At 65.1% G+C, this 23,364-nt stretch carries 10 protein-coding genes; 5 read left to right on the top strand and 5 right to left on the bottom strand.

Going from position 1 to position 23,364, the window contains the following annotated elements; all coding sequences use genetic code 11:
• Nucleotide 1: 1 nt before the first annotated feature.
• Genes ACHIRB_RS24090 through ACHIRB_RS24080 form a run of 3 tightly spaced genes read left to right on the top strand, consistent with a single transcriptional unit; the run spans nucleotide 2 to nucleotide 2,872 of the window.
• Nucleotides 2-1,189, top strand: a complete 1,188-nt coding sequence (locus ACHIRB_RS24090) for an ABC transporter ATP-binding protein (RefSeq protein WP_395124995.1) — start codon at nucleotides 2-4, stop codon at nucleotides 1,187-1,189.
• Nucleotides 1,186-2,100, top strand: a complete 915-nt coding sequence (locus ACHIRB_RS24085) for a 2-aminoethylphosphonate ABC transporter permease subunit (protein ID WP_395124994.1) — start codon at nucleotides 1,186-1,188, stop codon at nucleotides 2,098-2,100. Before ACHIRB_RS24090 ends, ACHIRB_RS24085 begins: the two co-directional genes overlap by 4 nt.
• Nucleotides 2,075-2,872 carry an ABC transporter permease gene (locus ACHIRB_RS24080; RefSeq protein WP_395124993.1) on the top strand — a complete coding sequence of 266 codons (798 nt, stop codon included), beginning with the start codon at nucleotides 2,075-2,077 and terminating at the stop codon, nucleotides 2,870-2,872. The genes ACHIRB_RS24085 and ACHIRB_RS24080 overlap by 26 nt, the downstream gene beginning before the upstream one ends.
• A 70-nt stretch (nucleotides 2,873-2,942) precedes the next feature.
• Here the strand turns inward: ACHIRB_RS24080 and ACHIRB_RS24075 are convergent, their stop codons facing one another.
• Nucleotides 2,943-4,553: an AMP-binding protein gene (locus ACHIRB_RS24075; RefSeq protein WP_395124991.1), complete on the bottom strand. Its 1,611-nt coding sequence runs from the start codon at nucleotides 4,551-4,553 to the stop codon at nucleotides 2,943-2,945.
• Between the two features lie 102 nt (nucleotides 4,554-4,655).
• Here ACHIRB_RS24075 and ACHIRB_RS24070 point away from each other — a divergent pair, with 102 nt between their 5' ends.
• Nucleotides 4,656-5,513, top strand: a complete 858-nt coding sequence (locus tag ACHIRB_RS24070) for a response regulator transcription factor (RefSeq protein WP_395124990.1) — start codon at nucleotides 4,656-4,658, stop codon at nucleotides 5,511-5,513.
• 62 nt (nucleotides 5,514-5,575) lie between these two features.
• On the opposite strand, the gene ACHIRB_RS24065 is transcribed toward ACHIRB_RS24070, so the two are convergent.
• The 4 genes from ACHIRB_RS24065 to ACHIRB_RS24050 are packed head-to-tail and all read right to left on the bottom strand — an operon-like array spanning nucleotide 5,576 to nucleotide 21,559.
• Nucleotides 5,576-6,433, bottom strand: a complete 858-nt coding sequence (locus tag ACHIRB_RS24065) for an ABC transporter permease (protein ID WP_395118661.1) — start codon at nucleotides 6,431-6,433, stop codon at nucleotides 5,576-5,578.
• On the bottom strand, nucleotides 6,433-7,242 hold the full coding sequence (locus tag ACHIRB_RS24060; protein WP_395124989.1) for an ABC transporter permease: 810 nt from the start codon (nucleotides 7,240-7,242) through the stop codon (nucleotides 6,433-6,435). Before ACHIRB_RS24060 ends, ACHIRB_RS24065 begins: the two co-directional genes overlap by 1 nt.
• The gene (locus ACHIRB_RS24055; protein WP_199707659.1) at nucleotides 7,239-8,252 is read right to left on the bottom strand and encodes an ATP-binding cassette domain-containing protein; all 1,014 of its coding nucleotides are present in this window, start codon (nucleotides 8,250-8,252) and stop codon (nucleotides 7,239-7,241) included. The genes ACHIRB_RS24060 and ACHIRB_RS24055 overlap by 4 nt, the downstream gene beginning before the upstream one ends.
• A gap of 38 nt (nucleotides 8,253-8,290) precedes the next feature.
• The gene (locus tag ACHIRB_RS24050; protein WP_395124988.1) at nucleotides 8,291-21,559 is read right to left on the bottom strand and encodes an amino acid adenylation domain-containing protein; all 13,269 of its coding nucleotides are present in this window, start codon (nucleotides 21,557-21,559) and stop codon (nucleotides 8,291-8,293) included.
• A gap of 377 nt (nucleotides 21,560-21,936) precedes the next feature.
• Here ACHIRB_RS24050 and ACHIRB_RS24045 point away from each other — a divergent pair, with 377 nt between their 5' ends.
• Entirely contained in the window at nucleotides 21,937-23,346 is a 1,410-nt protein-coding gene (locus ACHIRB_RS24045; RefSeq protein ID WP_395124987.1) for an APC family permease, read from the top strand.
• The last annotated feature ends 18 nt before the right edge of the window (nucleotides 23,347-23,364 follow it).

Raw genomic sequence — 23,364 nt, 5'->3', positions numbered from 1 at the left:
CATGTCCGACCTCGGGACGACGGGTGCAACTGTCAACACGACAAAGTCGACCAACGTCGCTGGAGCTGTCGACTATTCGGCACCCGCGATCGTGTTCGACCGCGTATCGGTCGCGTACGGCCGCGGCAAGAATGTCACCAACGCTCTAGTCGACTTCAATCTGCGTGTCGCACAGGGCGAGACGGTTGCCCTGCTCGGTCCGAGCGGGTCGGGCAAGTCGACGGCGCTCAAAGCGCTCGCCGGCTTCGCCCGTCCCACGTCGGGAACGGTGAACCTCGGCGGTCGCGACGTCACCGATCTGCCGCCTGCCAAGCGTGGCATCGGTGTGGTCGTGCAGTCCTACGCACTGTTCCCGCACATGCGGGTCAGCGAGAACGTCGCATTCGGCCTCAAAGCCAACAAGGTGCCGAGGTCACAGATCGCAGGCCGCGTTGCCGACGCGCTCGCAATGGTCGGCATGTCGGCCTACGGCAAACGCCTACCGCGCGAGTTGTCGGGTGGCCAGCAACAGCGTGTGGCCATCGCGAGAGCGCTTGCCATTCGTCCCAAGGTGCTACTGCTCGACGAACCACTCGCCGCACTGGATGCCGCACTACGCCAGTCGATGCTCGCCGAGTTGCAGTTGCTGCGAAAAGCGCTGCCTGACACCGCAATGCTGTACGTCACCCACGATCAGTCCGAGGCGTTGGCACTCGCCGATCGGATCGTCGTCATGCGGGACGCACGTCTCGTGGACGTCGATACCGCTGCCAATCTGTGGCAGCGGCCGCCGACCAGTTTCACGGCGGCCTTCCTCGGCGGTGCGAATCTGATCCCGTGCACCGTTGGTCGCGTGATCGGTACGTCGGCACTGATCAGCGTCGCGGATTCGACACTCAATGCGGAGGCGCCGCAGCCGGAGGTCGGCAAAATCGATTGGGCGCCTGGGTCACCCGCTCTACTGTGTGTCCGCCCGCACGCCATCACGGTCGGGTCCGCGGGCGACAAGGGTGCACTGCGTGCGACTGTCACAGCGAGTGTCTGGCGGGGTTCCTCGACCCGGCTCAGCCTCGCCGTGCACGGCCTACCGGACCTGATCCTGCAGGCCGACGTGCCTGGACAGGCGCGGTACGACCTGGATGCCGTTGTCGGAGTCAAGCTTCCGGAGCCCGCAGGGGTGCTGGTGCAGGCACCGGGCGGTACTCCATGACCGCGGCACTGCTCGAACGGCCGAATCCCGCACCACCCGAGGTCCGCAAGGAGCCGATCAGGTGGGTCGGCGCACTGTGGGCGCTGCCGCCGCTGCTCATCGTGCTCGGCGTCGCGGTCTATCCGGTCGCGCGGGTGCTGGAACAGTCGACGACAGGCGAGGACACCAGCAGTTGGTCGGGCGTGCTCTCGTCGTCGCTGTTTCGAAACGCGCTGTGGCGCACCGTCGAGATCGCGGTGCTGTCGACGCTCGGGTGTTTGGTTCTCGGCACCTTCATCGCGCTCGTGCTGGCGTTCGTGCCTTTCCCCGGATCGCGTGTGGTCGGCAGACTGATCGACACCGTCCTCGCGTTGCCGTCGTTTCTCATCACACTGGCTTTCACCTTCCTCTACGGCACCGCAGGTGCGTTTAACGCGCTGTACAAGGATGTTTCGGGCTCCGACGAACCCCTGCTCAACTTTCTGAACACACCGGCGGGCGTCATCGCTGCCGAGATCACGTTCTTCACACCGTTCGTCGTACGTCCGCTGCTCGCCGCGTTCGCCCAGCTGCCGCGTGAACAACTCGACGTAGCAGCAAGTTTGGGAGCATCGCCGTGGCGAGTGCTGCGTCGCGTGGTCATGCCGGAAGCCTGGCCCGCGCTGATGGCAGGCGGATCACTGGTCCTGCTGCTGACCCTCAACGAGTTCGGCATCGTATTGTTCACCGGCGCAAAGGATGTCATCACCCTCCCCGTACTGATCTACACGCGCGGCATCGTCACCTTCGACCTACCCGGCGCAGCGGTGATCGCGACGGTTCAGGTCCTGCTGTCGCTGGTGCTCTACGGCACCTACCGACTGATCTTCGCTCGCGTCATGGCCAACAAGGGGAAGGGAGCTGTCGATGTTGTTGTGGAGCAAGCAAAGTAGGGCCGTTACCCTCACGGTCTTCGGACTCGTCGTTCTCGTCGTCTTCGTCGCGCCGATTGCCACCGTCGTCGCCGCGGCCCTTGCCGGATCGTGGACGGGGCCATTGCCCTCGGATCTCGGCTTCGGGCACCTCGGGGATGCCTTGTCTGGCGACAATGTCGCGAGCCTGTCGGTCAGTCTGCAGACCGCGATCATCGGCGGCGGGCTTGCGCTGGTCCTGGGAACCTGGGCGGCGCTGGCTGCCCGGGAGGCACCGATGTGGTTGCGCCGCAGCACAGATGCGGTGTTTCACCTGCCGATCGCGGTGCCGTCTGTCGCGATCGGCCTGGGACTGCTGATCGCGTTCAACTCGCGACCGCTGCTGCTCGGCGGTACCAAGTGGATCGTGATCCTCGCCCACTCGGTCCTTGTCCTCGCCTTCGCTTTCAGTGCGGTGTCGGCGGCGCTCGACAGGCTCGATCCGGCCTACCGACAGGCGGCCGAATCGCTCGGCGCCGGACCGCTGCGGGTGCTCGTCCAGGTCACGCTGCCGCTGCTGCTGCCTGCACTCGGAGCAGCCGCCGGCCTTGCGGTCGCGTTGTCGATGGGCGAACTCGGTGCCACCGTGATGGTGTATCCGGCGACATGGAAGACGTTGCCGGTCAGCATCTTCGGTCTGACCGATCGCGGCCAGGTGTTCTTGGCGGCCGCGAATACAACGCTGCTGCTGTTGGTCACCTTGGTCGCACTCCTGGTCCTAGGACGCATCCGCGGCCGCGCAGCGCTGCGCTAGGGCGCTGCGCGCCTCGTGAGTCCTTTTGGAGGTTCGGCCCTCCGAAAGGACGCACGAGCGGCGTAGCCGCCTACTGCCTCAGCAGGAACCGCTGGACCTTCCCGCTCGGCGTCTTGGGCAGCGCATCGACGAAGTGAACCGTCCGCGGATAGGCATGCGCCGCGTACTTCTGCTTGACGATCTGCTGCAGCTCACCTTCCAAGTCCTTGCTCCCGACGAACCCCTCACGCAGTACGACGAACGCTTCGAGGACCTCGCCACGCAGGTCGTCGGGCATCCCCACGACGGCAGCCTCCTGAACCGACTCGTGCAGCACGAGAACACTTTCCACATCGAACGGCCCGATGCGGTAGCCCGCCATGATGATCACGTCGTCGTCGCGGGAGGAGAAGTAGAAGTACCCGTCCTCGTCGATCATTCCGGCATCGCCGGTGAGGTAGAAACGACCGTCGTCGGTGTAGCGCTGCGCGGTCTTCTCCGGTGCATCCAGATAGCCGGTGAACCAGAGCAACGGACTGTGCGCAGTGTCGATGGCAACCCGACCCATCGTTCGAACCGCCGCAGGATCGTCGGAATCATCGGCGAGCACCGCTGCGGACCAACCCGGCAACGGCTTACCCATCGAACCTGCAGGAACGTCGCTGCGCAGATCGTCGTGCCAGGCATTCGAGACGAACATGCCGTGCTCGGTCTGGCCGTAGTGATCGCGAACCGCCACGCCGAGCGTCTGCGTGGACCACCCAACCACGTCCGGGGTCAGGGGCTCCCCCGCCGACGACGCTCTCCGCAACGAGACCCCTGCGGGCACCTCGCCCGCGGCGCGCAAACTGCGGTAGACCGTCGGTGCCGCCGCAAAGTTGGTGACGCCGAAGCGTTCCATCACCCGCCACGTCAGCTCGGCCGAGAAGCCTGCGTGCAAGAGCAAGGTCCGAGTGCCGGATGCGAGCGGTGCCAGCAGTCCGTAGTAGAGCCCATACGCCCAACCAGGGTCCGCGGCGTTCCAGAACACGTCGTCGGCGCGTACGTCGAGGCCGAATTCTTGATAGGCATGGAACGACGCCAACGCCCGAACCGGAATACCGACGCCTTTCGGTGTGCCGGTCGTCCCGCTGGTGAACAACTCGACCAGCAGTCCCCCACCCCCGACCGACGCCGCTGCAGCGCCCGGCTCGGCCGCCGAGTGCGTGGCGAGCAGATCGGCGAACCGTACCCCTGCGCCGTCGCCGACGACTATCACCTGCCACGCCGCGTCAGCTGGCATGTCGTCGCCGGGCGCAAGCTTGCCGACCTGATCTGCGTCGGCGACGACCACCTTCGCTGCGCTGGCACCGAGCCGAAACGCGATGGCCGGCGGCGCGAACGCGGTGAACAGCGGGACGTGTACCGCGCCGCGACGCCAGATCCCGACCAGTGCGATCACCAGTTCCGCGGACTTCCCCATCAGCGTCGCGACTCGATCACCGGCCTCGACGCCTGCCGCAGCCAACGCTGCGGCGAAGCGCGACGACTGTTCGCTCAGCTCGCCGTAGGTCACATCGGTCGAGGTCAGGTCACTCTCGATGATCGTGAACGCCACCGCATCGGCCGGATGGTCGTCGCACAGCAGTGCGGCTGCGCGGGCGTCGGGTGTGTCGTACCGGTCGAGTAGTTCGTGTACTCGGACCTCGAAGTCGGCGGTCATCGGTGCTGCTCCTCCTCTGCGACGGGATGTCGCGGCTGGTGTCAAATAGGATGTAGGTCACACCGAAGTCATCGCTACCCCCGAAAGGGGTGACCCCACCCTGTGACGCGAGTACCGGCTCTACTTCGTCCGCGCGACAGCGACGCGTTGCGTGCAGAACTGCGTCGCGCTGCCGGTGCGTCGACCACTCCGGTCTTCTTCGGTGGCGAGGTGCACGGCCAGGCGCTTGTGTTGTCCGAATTCGTCGGGACCTGGACGAGCGGTCTGCGCGGTCTGGTCATTCCGCCGCGGTCCGGGCTCGGTGGCCGCGTCGTCGATCAGAAGCGTCCCGTGTCGGTCGCGGACTACCAGCGTGCCTCGTCGATCACTCACGACTACGACGGTCCGGTCGGTGGCGAAGGGATCACCTCCGTGCTCGGTGTGCCCGTCGTCGTCGGTGGTGTCGCACGTGCGGTGCTGTACGCGGCGGATCGCGGCACCGGTCCGATCGGCGGGCGGACCGTGGATTGCCTAGTGCAATCGAGTCGACGGTTGGCGAACGAGATCGCGATCCGCGACGAGGTCGATCGCCGGACCCGCATGTGGTCGACGCTGCAGACCGGACAGGTCGATGCGGTGCTCACGGAGGAACTGCGAGACATCCACGCGGACCTGCGAAGCATCACTCGCGCCGCCGGCGATCCGGAGATGCAACGGCAATTACGCGCACTGACCGATCGACTCGCACGCACACTGTCCGGCGAATCCGCGCAGGACGAGACACCGGTCGCGTTGTCGCCGCGGGAACTCGACGTCCTGTCTCACATTGCGCTCGGGTGCACGAACCACGAGGTAGCGCAGCGCCTTTCGGTCGGCCCGGAGTCCGTGAAGAGTTATCTGCGCAGCGCGATGCGAAAACTCGATGCCCATTCCAGACACGAAGCCGTTGTAAAGGCGCGCAAATCGGGCCTCTTGGCCTGACGCCCTCGTGAGTCCTTTCGGAGGGCCGGACCACCAAAAGGACTCACGAGCGGCGGAGCCGCCTAACGCCGACTTGCCTTGTTGTAGCCGAGTGCGGCTGGGATCGCGAACAACGCGATCGCCCCACCCGACCAGAGCAGTGTCCCGATCAACGGACCCTGGACCGGACCCCCCAACGACAGTCCCTTCATCGCTTCGATCGCCAGCGTCAACGGCTGATGCTCGACGACGGGTTGAATCCAGCCGGGGAACGCGAAGAGCGGCACGAAGCCGGTGGAAAAGAACATCATCAGCGAACTGATCAACGAGATCGCCTCGACCAGTGTGGCTTTTGCCGTGAACACCGCAACCGCGGTGACCATCGTCGAGAACGCCAATCCGAACAGCATCGGAACCAACAGGAATGCCAGCGAGGCGAGTAGACCCTGATCGAACCGGAAACCGAGCGCGTAACCGGCGATCAGCAGCACAACAGTTGTCGCAAGAATTCGCACACCCTCGGTCGCGATCCGCGCGATCAAGCCCGATGCGCGATGGACCGGTAGCACCCAGAATCGCGCGAGCAAACCCGCTTCCCGCTCCCGGCCCAGCGAGATCGCCCCTGCCATCGATCCCGACATGACGCCGACCAGAGTCGTCATCGGGACCGACCCGTAGAGGGCGTTGTAATCCGCATACGCCGAAATCTGCCGTCCGAGCACCGTATTGAGCATCACCAGCAACAGCGCTGGAAACACGACGGCCTGCATCAACGTCAGCGGATCTCGCATCGACCGGACCAGCAGCCGCCGCGTCTGAATCAGACTGTGCGGAACCAGTACCGCGAGTGAGCTTTCCGACCGCCGACGGACCTGCTCCGGGAAGCTGTCGTCGGCGAGAGCCTTCGCCGCTGGATCGGCGACGGATCGTGATGCAGCCATCATGGCCTCCTCGACGTGATGATGATCGACAATGGCGCGAACACGACGATCAGACCGATAACCCACGCCAAAGGCGGTCCCATTGTCGACCAATTCACTACGCCCGCACCGCCTGTCGAGTCACCAGCCAGCGCACGCAGCGCGTACGCGAACTGTGACACCGGCTGATTGCGAACGAATCCCTGAATCCAGCCCGGGAACTGACTTGCGGGAGCGAACCCTGCCGACAGCATGCCGAGGATGAGCTGAGGCAGCGTCAACGACTGTGTTGTCGCTTCTGGACTTTTCGACAGCGACCCGAGCACGTCGGCACCGAGCGACAGTGCCGCACCGACCAGCAGTGCGAACAGCAGGAACCCGACCGTGTGAATCGCGCTGAGCGCGAACCGGAATCCGATCACGTACCCGCAGACGACCGCCGCGGATACCGAGATGACGCACCGGAACATGTTGGCCGACATCCGCGCGGCGAGTGGCACTCCGACACCGATCGGCATCGAACCGAACCGCCGGTTGATGCCGTCGACGGTATCGGTCGCCGCGCGCAGCGCCGCAGTGATGGCGGCGAAGGCCAAGGCCTGCAACACGATCATCGGCATAAGAAACTGCGCGTAGCTGGACAGCCCGTGTCCGAACGTGCTCATGACGAGGTTGAGTGGGATATAGAAACCGACGGTGAAAACGACGGGCGTCAGGATCGCCGTCGCGATTTCGCCGTTGCGCAACGACGGCGCAACCTGCCGCAGCGTGAGCACCCACCACTGCCGCAGGACCGACGGCTGCTTCCGTTCCTCCAGAGTTGTGGTCACGACTTCACCACCGAGACCGCATCAGCCGCTTCCGTGTCGTCGGTGACCTCGACTGTCTCCGCCGCATGTCCCGTCAGCGTAAGGAAGACGTCGTCGAGCGATGGGCGTCGCAGCGCGATGTCGACCAGATCGATGTCCGCCTGATCCAATCGACGCAACGCTTCGGCGAGCGTGCGCGCACCGTCCGGAGCGGGCACCGCGATCCGATCCGATTCCGGTGTGAGGGCCAGCCGATAGTCGTCAGGGAGCATCGGACCGAGTGCTGCGACGACAGCCGGGATCGACTTCAGGTCGAGCGGCACTATCTCGCAGTAACTTCCGCCGGTCCGAGCCTTGAGCTCGTCTGCGGTGCCCTCGGCGATGACGGTGCCGTGGTCGATCACGATGATGCGGTCGCTCAGCGCGTCCGCCTCTTCGAGGTACTGGGTGGTGAGCAACGTCGTGATGCCTTTGCTCTTGAAGCTGGACACCAGATCCCACACCGCCTGCCGACTGCGTGGATCGAGGCCGGTGGTCGGCTCGTCGAGAAAGACCACCTCGGGACGGACGACAAGCCCGCACGCGATATCGATACGCCGCCGCATACCACCGGAGTACGTTCCGACGCGCCGGTCTTCGGCTCGGACCAGATCGAACTCTTCGAGCAGTTGCTTGGCCCGAGCACGCGCCGCGGACTTGGTCAGCCCGAGCAGGCGACCGAACATCACCAGATTCTCGTAGCCGGTGAGCATGTCGTCGAGCGAGGCATGCTGACCGGTCAGCATGATCGAGCGGCGCACCCCGGCGGGATCGGTGACGACGTCGTGCCCGGCGACGACCGCTCGTCCGCTGTCGGGTCGCACGAGGGTGGACAGGATGTTCACCGTCGTCGTCTTGCCTGCGCCGTTGGGCCCGAGCACACCGAGCACTTCGCCACGTGCGACCTCGAAGCTGATCCCGCGCAGCGCTTTCACACCGCCGAAGGACTTCTCGATCCCCTCGACGATTACTGCGGATTCCGATTGCGGCATTGGCTTCTCCAACTCGTTCTTGGTGTGTCGCGCGGTGGTCATGATGCTTCGAGGATCGTCGCACCGGAACTGCTGAGATGTCGTTCGAGCACCGCGGCCAACTGAGGCAGCACCTCGGGTGCGGTCATGTCGTCGTGCAACGCGTCGATCGGATGGTTCTCGGTCGCCCCGCTGACATACGGTGCCCAACTCGAAAATGCCCGTGTGCCATCGCCCGCTTCGGCAGCCGCAGTGAAGAAAACGAGATTGCCGTCGAAAACGTTCGGTTCGAACGCAGCGACTATCCGAGCGGACCTGTTGTAGGACGCTGTCATTCGTTCCAAATGGCCGGCGTCGACGAACGCGGCGCCACCGACGCCCGTTCGAACGAGTTCTGCCGCCTGCTCGGCCGTCAGGTCGGTGGGAACGGAATCGAACCCGAACACCTTGCCGAACTCGGCGAAGAACTCGCCGACGCTCAACTGCGGTGGCGCCTCGAAGTGCCGAACGCCGAGGTCTGCGTCGAGCAGGGCGAGTATCGCCACGGTCTCCCCTGCCGCACGCAACCGGGTGGCCACCGCGTGTGCGACGAATCCGCCGAGCGACCAGCCGAGGACGTTGTACGGACCGGCAGGCTGCACGGTGCGAATTGCCGTGACGTAGCGATCAGCGAACTCGTCGATCGACTGCGGGATGGGTTCGGTCCCTTCCAGTTCCGGCGACTGCAAGGCATAGATGGGTCGTTGCGGATCGAGATGCGCGGCAAGGCCGGCGTAGCTCCAGCCGAGCCCGGACGCGGGATGGATGCAGAACAGCGGCGCGGCTGTACCGGTCTCACGGATCGGGAGCAGGACTGCGAGCGGCGATCCCGCCGCCTCTGCCGGTTCGTGTTCGTGCCTGCCGATCCGGCGCGCAAGCGCTTCGACCGTCGGGTCGTTGAAGATCCACATGACGGGAACCGCAAGTCCGAGAGCCGAACCGAGTACGTCGACGACGCGAGTAGCGATCAGCGAGGTACCGCCAAGGTCGAAGAACGATTCGTCGATACCGACCTCGTCGAGCCCGAGCACGTCCGCGAACGCAGCGGCAACCGACTCTTCCAGTGGCGTCCGCGGCGCTCGGATGATCCGTGCTCGGTTCGAGAAGTCGGGCGCCGGAAGCGCTTTGGTATCGAGCTTGCCGACCGGTGTCAGTGGAATCGACTCGAGCACAACGATCGCAGCGGGCACCATGTAACCGGGTAGTACCGCGGCGACCGACTCCCGCAACCTGTCGACGTCGACATCGGCACCTGCGACAGGCAACACATACGACGCCAACACCGTTGCGCCGGTCGGTCCCTCGGTCCCGATCGTCGTCGCGAACTCGACCTCGTCGGAAGCGGTCAGCGCAGCGTCGATCTCACCGAGTTCGATGCGGAACCCACGAATCTTGACCTGGTAGTCGTCGCGGCCGAGGTATTCGAGCTCCGCGACGTCGGAACCACTCCAGCGCACCAGATCACCGGTGCGATACATCCGCTCCGCGTTACCGCCGAACGGATTGGCGACGAAACGCCCACACGTCAGATCGGGCCGATTGTGATACCCGCGCGCCAACGCGGCACCGGCAAGATACAGCTCGCCGACAACACCGACCGGTACCGGACGCAGCCATGAATCCAATACGAGAAGGCTCGCACCGAGCACCGCACTGCCGATCGTGATCGGCGCGCCGGGCTCGAGCCGATCCGAGCCGGTCGCCCAGATCGTGAACTCGGTGGGGCCGTACAGGTTCACCATCTTCCGGCCAGGCGCCCAGCGAGCGACGAGTTCACTACCTACCGCCTCACCCGCAACAGCGAGGACCCGAAGGCAGTCGAGCCCGAGCGGTTCCATCGTCGCGAGAGCGGCAGGGGTGATCACCATGTGCGAGACCTGTTCGGACCTGATCAGCTCGGCCAGCTCGCGCCCACCCAGCACTGTCGGTGACACGGCGACCAGACGCGCGCCCGACCCGAACGCCATCAGCGCCTCGAAGGCCGAGGCGTCGAAACTCGGCGACGCGAAATGCAGCACCGTCGAGTCCGCCGTCAGCTCGAGTGAGTCACGTTGCGCACGAACCAGGTTCGCGAGCCCGGCATGGGTCACCGAAACACCCTTGGGAACACCGGTCGACCCCGAGGTGTAGATGAGCCAGGCCGGACTCTCGACGCGAAGTACCGCAAGCCTGTCCGCATCCGTGATCGCGGCCGACGACAACGCCGCGATCGACGCCGAAACGTCGGGATCGTCGAGCACGAGCCACGTGGTGTCACCCGGCATCCGGTCACGATGGGTGGAGACCGTAACACCAAGCACCGCTTGGGAATCGGTCAGCATGTGCGAAATTCGCTCGGGCGGATGCTTCGGATCGACCGGAACGAACGCCGCACCGGACTTGGCAACTGCCCACATGGCGACTATCGACTCGACCGACCTGGTCAGTGCGAGCGCAACGACGGTGTCGGGTCCAGCACCTGCCGAGATCAGCAACCTGGCAAGCCGATTGGATCGCTCGTCGAGTTCGGCGTAGGACACGTCGACACCGTCCGCGGTCAGCGCGATGGCGGCCGGATCGACTGCGACGGCAGCCGCGAACACCTCCGCCAACGTGGTCGGCGACTCCACACCATCCGACGGCGCTGCCACGATTCGTCGATAGTCGGACGGCGACAGCATCTGCAGTTGCGCACACGGCAGGTCCGGCGTCGCGGTGAACGCCTCGAGTATCCGCACCAGGCGTTGCGCGACAACATCCACCGCGTCCCGATCGAACACCGCGGCAAGCGATTTCAATTCCAGGTGCAACGTCTCGCCCGGCATCGCCAGCAGTGTCAACGGGTAGTGCGTATCGTCGTGCGCGGCCACATCGGCGACGCGCATTCCCGCGATGTCCATGGTCTGCAGCAGCTCGTCCTGATCGATCGGGTACGACTCGAACACCGTCACCGTGTCGAAAAGTGCACCGACACCGACCATCTGCTGAATCTCCGCGAGCCCGACGTACTGATGATCGAGCAGTGCGGTCTGACTCTCCTGCACCCGCTCGAGCAGCTGCACCAGCGTCTCCGCCGGGTCGATCCGAACTCTGATCGGGAGGGTGTTGATGAACAGTCCGATCATCGACTGGACACCGAAGATCTGCGGCGGCCGTCCGGACACCGTTGTGCCGAAGGTGACGTCGGTTCGGCCGGTCAGGTTGGCCAGCAACATCCCCCACGCGGCCTGCACGACCGTATTGAGGGTGATGCCACGCTCCCGAGTGAGGCCGACAAGAGCCTGCGACGCCGCCGCGGACAATTCCACGTTGATCGCAACCGTGTCGGGAGTGTGCGCCTCGTGTGGATCGAGTGCTGGCGCGAGAAGAGTCGGTTCCGCCACTCCGGCAAGCGCATCCGCCCACGCCTCACGTGCTGCAGCCCGATCCTGCGTCGCGAGCCAGGACAGGAATTCGCGATAGGAACGGGCGGGTGCGAGGACCGACACATCGGCGTTCGCCGCGTACAGGACGAACAACTCCTGAATCAGGATCGGCATGGACCAGCCGTCGACCAGGATGTGATGACAGGTGATCACCAAGCGGTAGCGCTCGTCCGCTGTCTTGATCAGCCGGAATCGCAGCAGCGGCGGCGCTGCCATGTCGAACCGCTCGGTGCGATCCACGACGGCAAGATCGTCGACCGCACCGGGTTGCGCTGCGGTGCAATCGTTTTCCTGCATCGGCAACTCGGCGTGTGCTGTGACGACCTGCACGGGTCGACCGCCACGATCCAGGAACGACGTTCGCAGGTTCGGGTGTCGGTCGATCAGGGCCTGCCCGGCCCGCCGCAGCCGACCCGCGTCGACGACACCTTCCAGATCGAGCGTCATCTGGACCGTGTAGACGTCCACCGTCTCCCGGGCGAGCATCGCGTGGAACAGCAGACCGGCCTGCAACGGCGCGAGGGACCACACATCCTGGAAGTCCGGGAAACGCTGCTCCCAGCCTTCGATTTCGTCCTGCGTGGTCGCGATCAACGGCAGATCGGACGGTGTGAGACCACCCGCATCCGGCGCGGCACTGTGGGTCGCGAGTGCCGTCAGCGCAGCAACCCACAACGACGACAGTTCCTCGACGTCGGCGGCAGCGATGACTCCGGTCGGATATCCGAACGATGCGCTCAACTGCGGTCCATCGGGTCCCTCCTCGGTGACGGCGTCGATGGCGAGCACTGCGGTCGCCGGCATATCGTCGTCGTGAGCGCCACCGAGCGCTTTGCCTCCCGAGACCGGCAACCACGGTCCCTCGGGTACCGCACCACCCGTTCGCCCGAGATAGTTGAAACCGATTTGCGGCGAGGGCAGTTCGGCAAGAACCGGCCGGGTTGCGCGGTTGACGTACCGCAGTAGCCCGAACCCGATGCCGTGATCGGGGACGGCAAGCAGTTGTTCCTTGACGCGCTTCACCGCCGCACCCGCCGCGGGTCCACCGGCAAAGGCGTCGTCGAGATCGAGTCCGCCGACGTCGAGTCGCACCGGGAACACGCTCGTGAACCAGCCGACCGTACGCGAAAGATCAGCTCCCACAATCTCTTCCTGGCGGCCGTGGCCCTCCAGATTCACGACCACAGAACCGGCACCCGACGTTTCCGACGACTGCTGCCGCCACTTGCTCACCGCGAGTGCGAGTGCTGCGAGCAAGCCGTCGTTCACGCCACCACGGAACTTCTCGGCGACCGTCGTCAACATCGCGTCGGTGACGTCCACCGGAACGGTGACGCGGACCTCCTCGACGGTGTCAGCGGTGTCGATCTTTCGATCCAGCGCCCTGGTTCCCAGCAACGGATCCGGCCCGCCGAGCACAGAACGCCACAGGTCCAGCTCCGCCACTCGCGCTTCCGAGTTCGCCGCGTCGACCAACCCGTGCGCCCAACGCCGGAAGGAGGTACCTACCGGCGGCAGAACAGGTTTGGCACCTGCCGCCACCTGGGCGCCCGAAGCGACGAGATCGGGGACGATCGTCCGCCACGACACTCCGTCGATCGCGAGGTGATGTACGACCAACCAGAGCCGCGGCTCAACGGTCGCGTCGGTCGCCGGATCGAACCAAACCGCTTGGACGACTCGCCCCTGGTCGGGTTCGAGCTGGTCGGCCGCAGCCGACAGTTCGCGCGCGGCGACAGCATCGAAATCGGTTCTGTCGGTGATCTTGACGCGGTGGATGATGCCGTCTGCGGTGATCGATCCTGGCGCGAGCACCTCCATCGACCACTCGCCGTATTCGCGAACCAGCTTCGCGCGCAACGCGTCGTGGTGGTCGAGCACTGCTTGCAGCGTCGCCGCGATGTCCGGTCGCTTGCTGCCGACCGGCAACGACAACATGATTGCTTGGCTGAATCGCCCGAACTCGGCACCGGGCTCGACGAGCCACTTCACGATGGGGGTCAGCGGCACGGCACCGACACCGCCACCCGGCAGTTCGTCGACCACCTCCATCCTGTGGTCGGCGTCGCCGCGCGCACCGGCGATTTCGGCAAGTCCTGCAACCGTTTTCCGTTCGAACACATCGCGCGGTGTGAAATGCACACCCGCAGATTTCGCACGCGAAACAAGCTGAATCGACATGATGCTGTCGCCACCGAGCGCGAAGAACGAATCGTCGACGCCGACCGAATCGACGCCGAGGGTCTGCGCGAACAGCTCGCACAGCTGCTCTTCGATCTCGTTGTCCGGCGCGCGGGACGGACCACTGCCACGCCCGAACGTCGGCCGGGGCAGTGCCTTTCGATCGAGCTTGCCGACCGGGGTCAGCGGAATGGACGCGAGAAACTCGATGGCCGTCGGCACCATGTAGGAGGGCAGCGACTTACCGACCACTTCCTGCAATTCCTCTGCCGACACGTTCGCCTCGGTCCCTGCGAGGACGTACGACACGAGAACGGTTGCCCCGGTGGGACCTTCGACACCGATCGTCGTCGCGAACTCGATTCGAGGGTCCGCGGTCAGTGCAGCGTCGATTTCGCCGAGTTCGATTCGGAAGCCGCGGACCTTCACCTGGAAGTCCGACCGACCGAGATACTCGAGGGCGTGACCGGAAGCGTCGTCGGTCGATCCCCCGGCACCCGCGGTCCACCGGACGAGGTCGCCTGTTCGGTACATGCGCGCGCCCGGGCCGCCGAACGGGTTTGCGACGAAACGAGATGCGGTCAGCTCCGAGCGCCGGTGATAGCCGCGAGCGAGGCTTGGTCCCGACAGATACAGCTCACCGACGACACCCGCCGGAACGGGCCGCAGCCAGGTATCGAGCACCAACGCGGTGGCGCCGCGAATCGGGCCGCCGATCGTGATCGTCTTGTCCGGCGCCAGCGCATCCGATCCGGTTGCCCAGATGGTGAATTCGGTGGGGCCGTAGTGGTTGAGCATCGTACGACCGGGACTCCATCGCTCGATCACCTCTTGACCGACCGCCTCGCCCGCGACGGCGAGCACCCGAACACACTCGAGTTCGGCCGGGCTCAGCGTGGCAAGGGCCGCAGGTGTGATCACCATGTGCGACACCTGTTCGGCAGCAATCAATTCGGCCAGGTCGTCGCCACCGAGCACGGTCGGCGGAACGACCACAAGACGTGCGCCGGACCCGAACGCGAACAAAGCCTCCGACACCGACGCGTCGAAACTCGGCGACGCGAAGTGCAGGAACCGTGATTCGGCCGTCACCGCCATCTCGTCGTGTTGTGCGCGAACAAGATTCGCGAGGCCGCGGTGGGTGACGGCGACCCCCTTCGGCACACCCGTCGACCCCGAGGTGTAGATCAGGTAGGCGGTGTTGTCGATCATCGGCTCTGCCAACAATTCGGCAGCCTCGACCGGCATGCCGTCCGCGTTGGCAACAATCCGGGACGTCCACGGATCGTCCAGTTCGAGCCAATCGAGTTCACCCGGCAGACCGGCCCGGATCTCGGCGGTCGTCACACCGACGATGGCACCGGAGTCGGTGAGCATGTGGACAATTCGGTCCTCGGGGTGCTTCGGGTCGATCGGCACGAACGCCGCACCCGTCTTCGCGACGGCCCAGACCGTCGACACCGATTCGATCGACCGGGTCAGTGCGACCGCGACGAACGTTTCCGGCCGTGCGCCCGACCTGATGAGCACACGTGCAAGACGATTCGACCGCTCGTCGAGTTCGCGATAGGTCACCGACTGACCGTCGAAGCGGATTGCGACCGCGTCCGGGTCGAGCGCGGCGGCGCTGGTGAGGATCTCGGGTAGCGAACGAACGTCGAGGGCGTCGGGACCCGTGATCGCAACCATCGTCGATCGGGTGTTCTCGTCGCAGGGCTCGACAGCGGCGACCTTGGTTGCGGGCGCCGACGCCATCACGTGGAGATAGCGGACGCACCGCGCGACAAGCTCTTTCGCGCCGGCATCACCGATAGCGTCGGTCAGGTACTTCAACGTGACCTGCAACGACTGTGCGCCGGTCGCATTTTTGATCGGAATGACCATAAGGCTCAACGGATATGGCGTCGCGTCGGAGCCGTCGGCATCGAGCACCCGCATACCCGCGATGTCGAGCGACGCGGCGAGTGCCTTTCTGTCCACGGGGTAGGACTCGAACACGGTCAGCGTGTCGAACAACTCGTGCAGACCGACCGCCGAATGGATATCGGACAGCCCGACGTGCTGATGATCGAGCAACGCGCTCTGCTCCGCCTGGATCCGAGTCAGCAACGCCACCAACGACTCCGCCGGATCAAGCTCGACCCGCACCGGCAGGGTGTTGATGAACAAGCCGAGCATTTCCTCGACGCCGGGTAGTTGCGGCGGGCGACCCGACACCGTGCCGCCGAACACGACATCGGTGCGGCCGGTCAGCGTACCGAGCACCATCGCCCATGCCGCCTGCACGGCCGTGTTCAAGGTGAAGCCGTGCTCGCGTGCAGTCGCGGTCAGGGCTGCGGTCGCGTCGGGTCCGAGTGTCAGACTCGTCGAGCCGGCTTCGGACTCGGCAACGAGGTGGTCCGTGGACATGACTCGGGTGGCCGAATCTATACCGGCGAGTGCCTGTTTCCACGCCGCGACCGAGGCTGCCCGGTCCTGTTGGGCAAGCCACGCCAGGTACGCCTTGTACGACCGCGGCGGTGCCAACTGACCGCGACCGTCGAAGGCCGCGTACAAGCCGAGTAGTTCGCGGACCAGCAACGGTGTCGACCAACCGTCGAGCAGGATGTGGTGGCCGGTCATCACCAGCTTGTAGCGGTCCTCCGCGATGCGGATCAGCAGGAACCGCAGCAATGGCGGGCTCGCCGTATCGAACTTCGTGAGTCGGTCCGCAGCAAGCAATCGGTCGATCTCGGCACTCGATGCCGCCTCGTCGAGAGCACTGAGGTCGACCGAGCGCCACAACACCGCCACGTCGCCGAGCACGATCTGCCGCGGACCCGAATTCGTTTCCAGGAAAGCGACTCTCAAGTTCTCGTGACGATCGAGGAGCGCCTGCGCTGCCTCACGAAGACGCTCGTCGTCGACGGTTCCGGCGAGGGTCAGCACGGATTGATCGGTGTACTCGTCGGTCGATTCCGCCGCGAAGACGGCGTGGAACAACATGCCGGACTGCAGCGGCGAGAGCGGCCAGACATCCGTCAGCGAGGGATAGGCACGCTCCCACAGTTCGATCTCGGCTTGGGTCGTCGACACCAACTCGAAGTCCGACGGGGTGTGGCCGCCTGCGTGGCGCGTTCTCGCATGGGCAGCCAGCCCCTCGAGCGCCGAAAGCCACTGTTGCGAAAGCTCTTCGATGTCGATCGGGTCGAACACACCGCTCGGGAAGGTCCACGACACGGCAAGTTCCGCGCCATCGGGTCCGTCCTCGACGATGACATCCAGGTCCAATGCCGCTTCCAGCGGCAGCATCCGATCACGGATCCGCTCGAATGCAGCGGGTCGCCACTCGCCGGCCGTGCCGATACCCGTGCGCGCGAGGTAGCTGAACCGGATCTGCGGCTCCGCGCGGTCCACGATCGTGGCGACCCGAGCATCGTTGGAATACCGCAGCAGTCCGTAACCGACCCCATCGTTGCCGACGACACGCAACTGCTCTTTGACGGTCTTGAGCACAAGACCGGCACCACGTCCGCCCGCATAGGCGTCAGCGAGATCGATACCCGCAACGTCCATCGCAAGTGGATGCGGCGTCGCGAAAGCGCCTACGGTACGCCGCAAGTCGGCTTCGGCGATGGCGGTACGGCCGCTGCCTGCCACCGACACCAGCATCGAGTCGCAGACAACGCCGCGCTCACGTCGCCACCGACTCACAGCCATCGCGAGCGCGACGAGCAGACCGTGTTCGGCATCGCTGTGGAACCGCTCGGGCAGGGTGTGCAACAACTCCTGGGTGAGTCGAGCCGGCACCCGCAACCGAACTCGCCCAGCGGTTTCGGTGAGGTCGACCGCAGGATCCAACGCACGCGAACCGAGCAGCGGATCGGGGGTATCCAGGATGGCTTGCCAGGTCGGTACCTCGGAGAAACGTTGTGCGACAGCGTCGGCGGCACCTACGGCATGAGACCACGCTCGCAGGGAAGTAGCGACCGGCGCGAGTTCGGGCACGTCGCCCGCATGCACTGCCCGCCACGCCACAGCAAGGTCGGGAACGATGATCCGCCACGACTCGCCGTCGACGACCAGACGATGCGCGACCAGCCACAGCAGACCGTTTCGGTCGTCGACGGGCGCAAGCCACACGGCCCGAACGACAAGCCCGGCGGTCGGATCGAGTTGGGCTGTAGCGATGGCCAGTTCGCGATCCGCTGCGGCCCGGAGATCTACGTCGGCCGCGACGTCGACTCGGTGCACGATGTCGTCGGCAACAACCGACCCCGCCGGCGAGACATCGAGCACCCAACCCGATTCCGTTGTCTCGGCGGCACTCTCGAGATCGCCACCGTCGAGGTCCGGCACAACCACCCGCAGTACAGCGCGAAGGACATCGTGTCGATCGAGCACCGCCTGTAGCGATGCAGTCAGTTCGGCACCGTCGATGCCTGCGGGCAGTTGGACCAGAACGGCCTGAGCATTTCCGTCGAACGAGGCTTCCTGCTCCAACAGCGCATTCGCGACCGGGGTGAGCTGGATACGCCCGACTCCCCTGCCGGGCAGTTCGCGCAACAGCCCCGCCGAAGCACCGAGATCCTTCGCGACGGCAGCCAAGCCCGCAATGGTTTTGCGCTCGAACACGTCTCGTGCGGTGAAGCCGAGGCCGGCAGTCTTGGCGCGGGAGACGAGTTGGATGGACACGATGCTGTCGCCACCGAGTGCGAAGAAGCTCTCGTCGACGCCGACCGACTCGAGACCGAGCACTTCGGCGAACAGCTTGGCAAGTGCGTGTTCCCGCGGGGCCGACGGTGCGCGACCGAGGCCCGCAGCGGATTCGAACACCGGTTCCGGCAGCGCTTTCCGATCCACCTTGCCCGATGCACTCAACGGAACACTATCGAGCACCATGATCACCGATGGCACCATGTACGACGGCAGGATCTCTTCGACGAACGACTTCAACACCGCTGCATCGATTTTCGCGTCCTGAGCCGCCTTGACGTAGGACACGAGGACCGTCGCGCCGGCCGGCGTCGACGCACCGACGGTCACGGCGAAGTCGACGGAGTCGTGATTGGTCAACGCCGCATCGATTTCGCCGAGTTCGATTCGGAAGCCGCGGATCTTGACCTGGAAATCGGACCGCCCGAGGTATTCGAGCTCGAGCTTCTCCCCTGCCTGCACCCAGCGAACGACGTCGCCGGTCCGATACATCCTCGTTCCTGGCTCACCGTAGGGGTCGGCAACGAAGCGAGAGGCAGTGGTGCCGAACAGGTTTGCGTATCCACGTGCCACACCGGTGCCCGCAAGATAAAGCTCACCCGAGGCTCCGACCGGTACAGGTTGCAGCCACCGATCGAGGACGACGGCGGTCGCACCGCGCAGGGGTCCGCCGATGGTCACCGGCCGATCCGGCAACAGCACAGCGGATGTCGCGGTGATCGTCGTCTCCGTCGGCCCGTACCCGTTGGTCATCCTGACCCTGGTTGCCCAGCGCGCCACCAACTCCGGCGGACACACGTCGCCGCCGACCACAACCGCTGCCAGGCTCGGCAGCGCCGTCGGGTCCAACGAGGACAACATGGCCGGGGCGACGTCGAGGTGCGTCACGCGGGCCGCATCGAGTACGGCTGTCAGTTCGTCGCCGCCGATGATGCCGGGTGGAATGATCACCAGCGTCGCGCCGACGCCGAACGTGACGAGCAACTGCTCGACGGAGGCATCGAAACTCGGGGAATACGCATAGGAGATCCGAGAAGCGGCGGTCACCCGCAGGTCCGCGCTTCTGTCGTCGATCAGGTTCGAGATACCGGAATGACCGACGAACACACCTTTGGGTAGTCCCGTGGAACCCGATGTATAGATGACGTAGGCGGGGTTGAGCAGCCGAATCGGAGCCGAGCGATCCGCGTCGGTGATCGGCTCGGCACCTGCTGCCTCGCAGCGCTGTTGGACATCGGGATCGTCCAGAACGATCCAGTCGACCTCGTCCGGGACTGCGCTACGTGCGGCCTGGTCGGTGACCCCGATGCGCACGCCGGAATCGTTCACCATGTGCGCGATGCGGTCGGCCGGATAGGTCGGATCGACGGGTACGAAGGCGGCGCCGGTCTTCGCAACGGCCCACACCGATACAACGGATTCGATAGAGCGTGGAAGTGCTATCGCGACAGTACGTTCCGGCCCCGCGCCGCCCGCGATCAGCACGCGAGCAAGTTGGGTAGACCGCTCGTCCAACTCCCGGTAGGTGAGCGAGCGGTCGCCGAGCACCAAAGCGACCGCATCCGGATTCGTCTGCGCACCAGCGGCGAATATCTCCGGCAGCGTTCGAGCCGCTATCGGGTCCGGGCCGCGCACGGGTGCAAGCGCGGCGCGTTCGGCGTCGTCGAGAAGTTCCAGAGTCGACAGCAGGCAGTCGGGACCACCCGCGAGGAACCGCTCCAGGTAGGAGAGGAAGCGGCCGTGGTGGCGGCGCAGGTCGTCGTCGGTGTACAGGCTCGGATTCGCCTGGAAGTCGATGTGCGTACTCGAATCACCCGCCGCCGGATACACATTGACGAAGAGGTCTTCCATCAGCCCCGAGGTCAGCACATGCAGCAGGCCGACCTGATCGCCGAGGGTGATGGTCGAGTCGAACATCATGATGTTCACCGACGGACCGAACGACGCTGCTTCGTCCGGCGCGTAGCCGAGGTCGCGGAAGATGTCCTCCTGCCGGTAGCGCTGGCGTCGCAGGGCACCGGTCAGTTCCAACTGCGCGGTTCGGATCAGTTCGCCGACAGTCGATTGCGCGCCGATCGTCAGGCGCAGTGGCACCACGTTTGCGACCATGCCGCCCGACCGCCGCAGGACGGCCGTCGTCCGCGCCGAGACCGGCAGGCTCAACATCACGTCGTCGGTTCCGGTCATCCGCGCGAGGAAGGCACCGAAGGCCGCAACGATGACCGGCGCAACACTCGCGCCGCCACCGGTCGCGACCGAATCGAGCAGTCTCCCGGTACGTTCGGGCAACGGTGCGCTGAACAGCCGCGGGTGCGCGTTTGGTGGTGCGGTACGCCCGGCAAGGCTCACCGCCTGCGGCGCGCCCGACAGATGCTGCGCCCAGTATTCGCGGTCGTTGGTGAAGCGATCCGACCCGCGATACTGCAGATCCGACGAGACGATCGCAGCAAGATCCTCCGCTTTCGATTGCGGCGGTTCGACATCGGCGACGAATGCCGAATACAGAGCCGCGGTGCGCTGCACGAGCGTCATCGCCGCGAAACCGTCCAGGGCAATGTGGTGGATGCGGGTGTACCAGAGGTAGTGGTCGTCGGCGATCTGCAGGACGGTCGAGTTCACCAGCCGGTCACGCAGGATGTGCAGTGGGGCGTTGAACTCGGTGCGCATCCACGCGAGCGCGACCTGCTCGGCGTCCTGCTCGTCCCGAAGATCGACGAAAACCGGTGCGGCGTCGAGGGAGTCGTCGATGAGCTGAAACGGGATGCCGTCTACTTCGATCAGGCGCAGGAAGCCCGACCCGAATTCTCGGCCCGTCGCGACACACGCACGCCCGAGCGCGTCGACGTCGAGCTGACCGCGGATCTCGACGTACTGGGCGATCGAGATAGGCGCCGAGCCTGCGAGGTGCTGCGCGAACCAGATACCACGTTGCGCTGCGGACAACGGAAACGCGCCCGGCGGCACACCCGGAACGGCCTCGGAGGGACTCGGGCTCGATCGCTGCTGCATCTCTTCTCTCATTCACACTTCACGCCGGTCTCCGCCGATGGTTGTGGTGATCGGAGACAGTCGACACTGTTGTCAACGAATCTCGTCGTCTCCGGCCTGTTTCGACACCAACCCCGCGGTAAGGGTTCCGACCCCGAGGGTGCACTTTCGGTCACCCTCGGGTATGCCGTCACCGTCGCACGGTTGGAAGATAACTTTGCTCCGAATAGCCCGAGTTGTCATCGGATTGCCGTGCTTTGCTCCGCACCGGACATCCGTCGTTCTTGTTGCGAGTTGCGCGGATTTTCTACCGCGCGAACCTGGCACGGCGTGCATATGATCTAGATCACATGGCCGGGCGATTTGTCGGACCCCAGAGTCTTACTCGGAGGCGCGCGATGACGGATACGGGTAGCGAGCACACCAAAACCGAAGAACCGACTCTGAAGAGAGTGATGGGGCCCGGGTTGCTCCTGCTCTTCATCGTCGGCGACATCCTCGGCACAGGCATCTATTCGCTGACAGGCAAAGTCGCCAACGAAGTCGGCGGCGTGGTGTGGTTGCCGTTTCTCGTTGCCTTCACCGTCGCGCTGATCACGGCCTTCAGCTATCTGGAACTGGTCACCAAGTACCCGCAGGCAGCCGGCGCAGCGCTCTACACCCACAAGGCGTTCGGAATTCAGTTCGTCACGTTCATGGTCGCGTTCGCGGTCATGAGTTCCGGCATCACGTCGGCGTCGACGGCGTCGCGCGCGTTCGCCGCGAACTTCTCCAGCGCGTTCGAACTGGATCTCAAGACCGGCGTCTGGATCACGGTCATCGGACTGCTGTTCATGAGTGCGGTTGCCGCCATCAACTTCCGCGGTGTCGGCGAGAGCGTCAAGCTCAACGTGCTGCTCACCTGCGTGGAGTTGTCCGGCCTGCTGATCATCGTCTTCATCGGCATGTGGGCACTCGGTGTCGGCGACGGCGACTTCGGTCGCGTCACCGAATTCGACACGGGCGACCGCACCGCATTGGGCGGCGTCATCGCCGCAACGACACTGGCGTTCTTTGCAATGGTGGGTTTCGAGGATTCGGTCAACATGGCCGAGGAGTGCAAGCACCCGTCGAAGATCTTCCCGAAAGTGCTGCTGATCGGGCTGATATCGACCGGCATCATCTACATCCTGGTCTCGATCACGGCCGTCGCGCTCGTTCCTCCGGATCAGCTCGGCGAAGGCGACACCCCGCTGATCAAGGTCGTCGAGGCAGGGGCTCCCAGCTTCCCGACCGACATCTTCGCCTACATCTCGATGTTCGCAGTCGCCAACTCGGCGCTGATCAACATGCTCATGGCAAGCCGTCTGCTCTACGGCATGGCACGGCAGGGCGTGATCCCGAAGGCACTCGGCAAGGTCCACCCGACGCGCCGAACCCCTTACGTCGCCATCGTTTTCACGACGCTGCTCGCGTTCGGCCTGATCACGTTCGTCGGCGAAGTACCCGCGCTCGGCGGCACGACCGCCCTGCTGCTGCTGGGTGTATTCACCGTCGTCAACGTCGCCGTACTCGTCCTGCGAAAAGACCCTGTCGAGCACAGTCACTTCAAGACTCCGACGTTTCTCCCGATCCTCGGCGCTGTGAGCTGCGGGTTCTTGACCACGCCGTTCACCGACCGCCCCAACGAGGAATACAAGGTCGCCGGCATCCTGCTCGCCATCGGCGTCGTGCTGTGGGCGATCACGTGGTACCTCAACAAGAAGACCGGCGCCGAGCCTGCGAAGCTGAATCCGGAGGAGCTGACCGGCGACGGTCCGGTGAACTGAGCTGCCCCCGGATCAAGC

The sequence above is a fragment of the Antrihabitans spumae genome (genome assembly GCF_043944905.1).
In the GTDB taxonomy this organism is placed as follows: domain Bacteria; phylum Actinomycetota; class Actinomycetes; order Mycobacteriales; family Mycobacteriaceae; genus Antrihabitans; species Antrihabitans spumae.
Note: the sequence above shows the minus strand (reverse complement) of the source record. Positions and strands in the feature narration are given on the sequence as shown.

What these genes read in the sequence shown, in the direction of transcription:
- ACHIRB_RS24065 (WP_395118661.1), bottom strand. Translation starts at nt 6,433, where the DNA reads ATGGCTGCATCACGATCCGTCGCCGATCCAGCGGCGAAGGCTCTCGCC.
- ACHIRB_RS24045 (WP_395124987.1), top strand. Translation starts at nt 21,937, where the DNA reads ATGACGGATACGGGTAGCGAGCACACCAAAACCGAAGAACCGACTCTG.
- ACHIRB_RS24090 (WP_395124995.1), top strand. Translation starts at nt 2, where the DNA reads ATGTCCGACCTCGGGACGACGGGTGCAACTGTCAACACGACAAAGTCG.
- ACHIRB_RS24080 (WP_395124993.1), top strand. Translation starts at nt 2,075, where the DNA reads ATGTTGTTGTGGAGCAAGCAAAGTAGGGCCGTTACCCTCACGGTCTTC.
- ACHIRB_RS24085 (WP_395124994.1), top strand. Translation starts at nt 1,186, where the DNA reads ATGACCGCGGCACTGCTCGAACGGCCGAATCCCGCACCACCCGAGGTC.
- ACHIRB_RS24050 (WP_395124988.1), bottom strand. Translation starts at nt 21,559, where the DNA reads ATGCAGCAGCGATCGAGCCCGAGTCCCTCCGAGGCCGTTCCGGGTGTG.
- ACHIRB_RS24055 (WP_199707659.1), bottom strand. Translation starts at nt 8,252, where the DNA reads ATGCCGCAATCGGAATCCGCAGTAATCGTCGAGGGGATCGAGAAGTCC.
- ACHIRB_RS24075 (WP_395124991.1), bottom strand. Translation starts at nt 4,553, where the DNA reads ATGACCGCCGACTTCGAGGTCCGAGTACACGAACTACTCGACCGGTAC.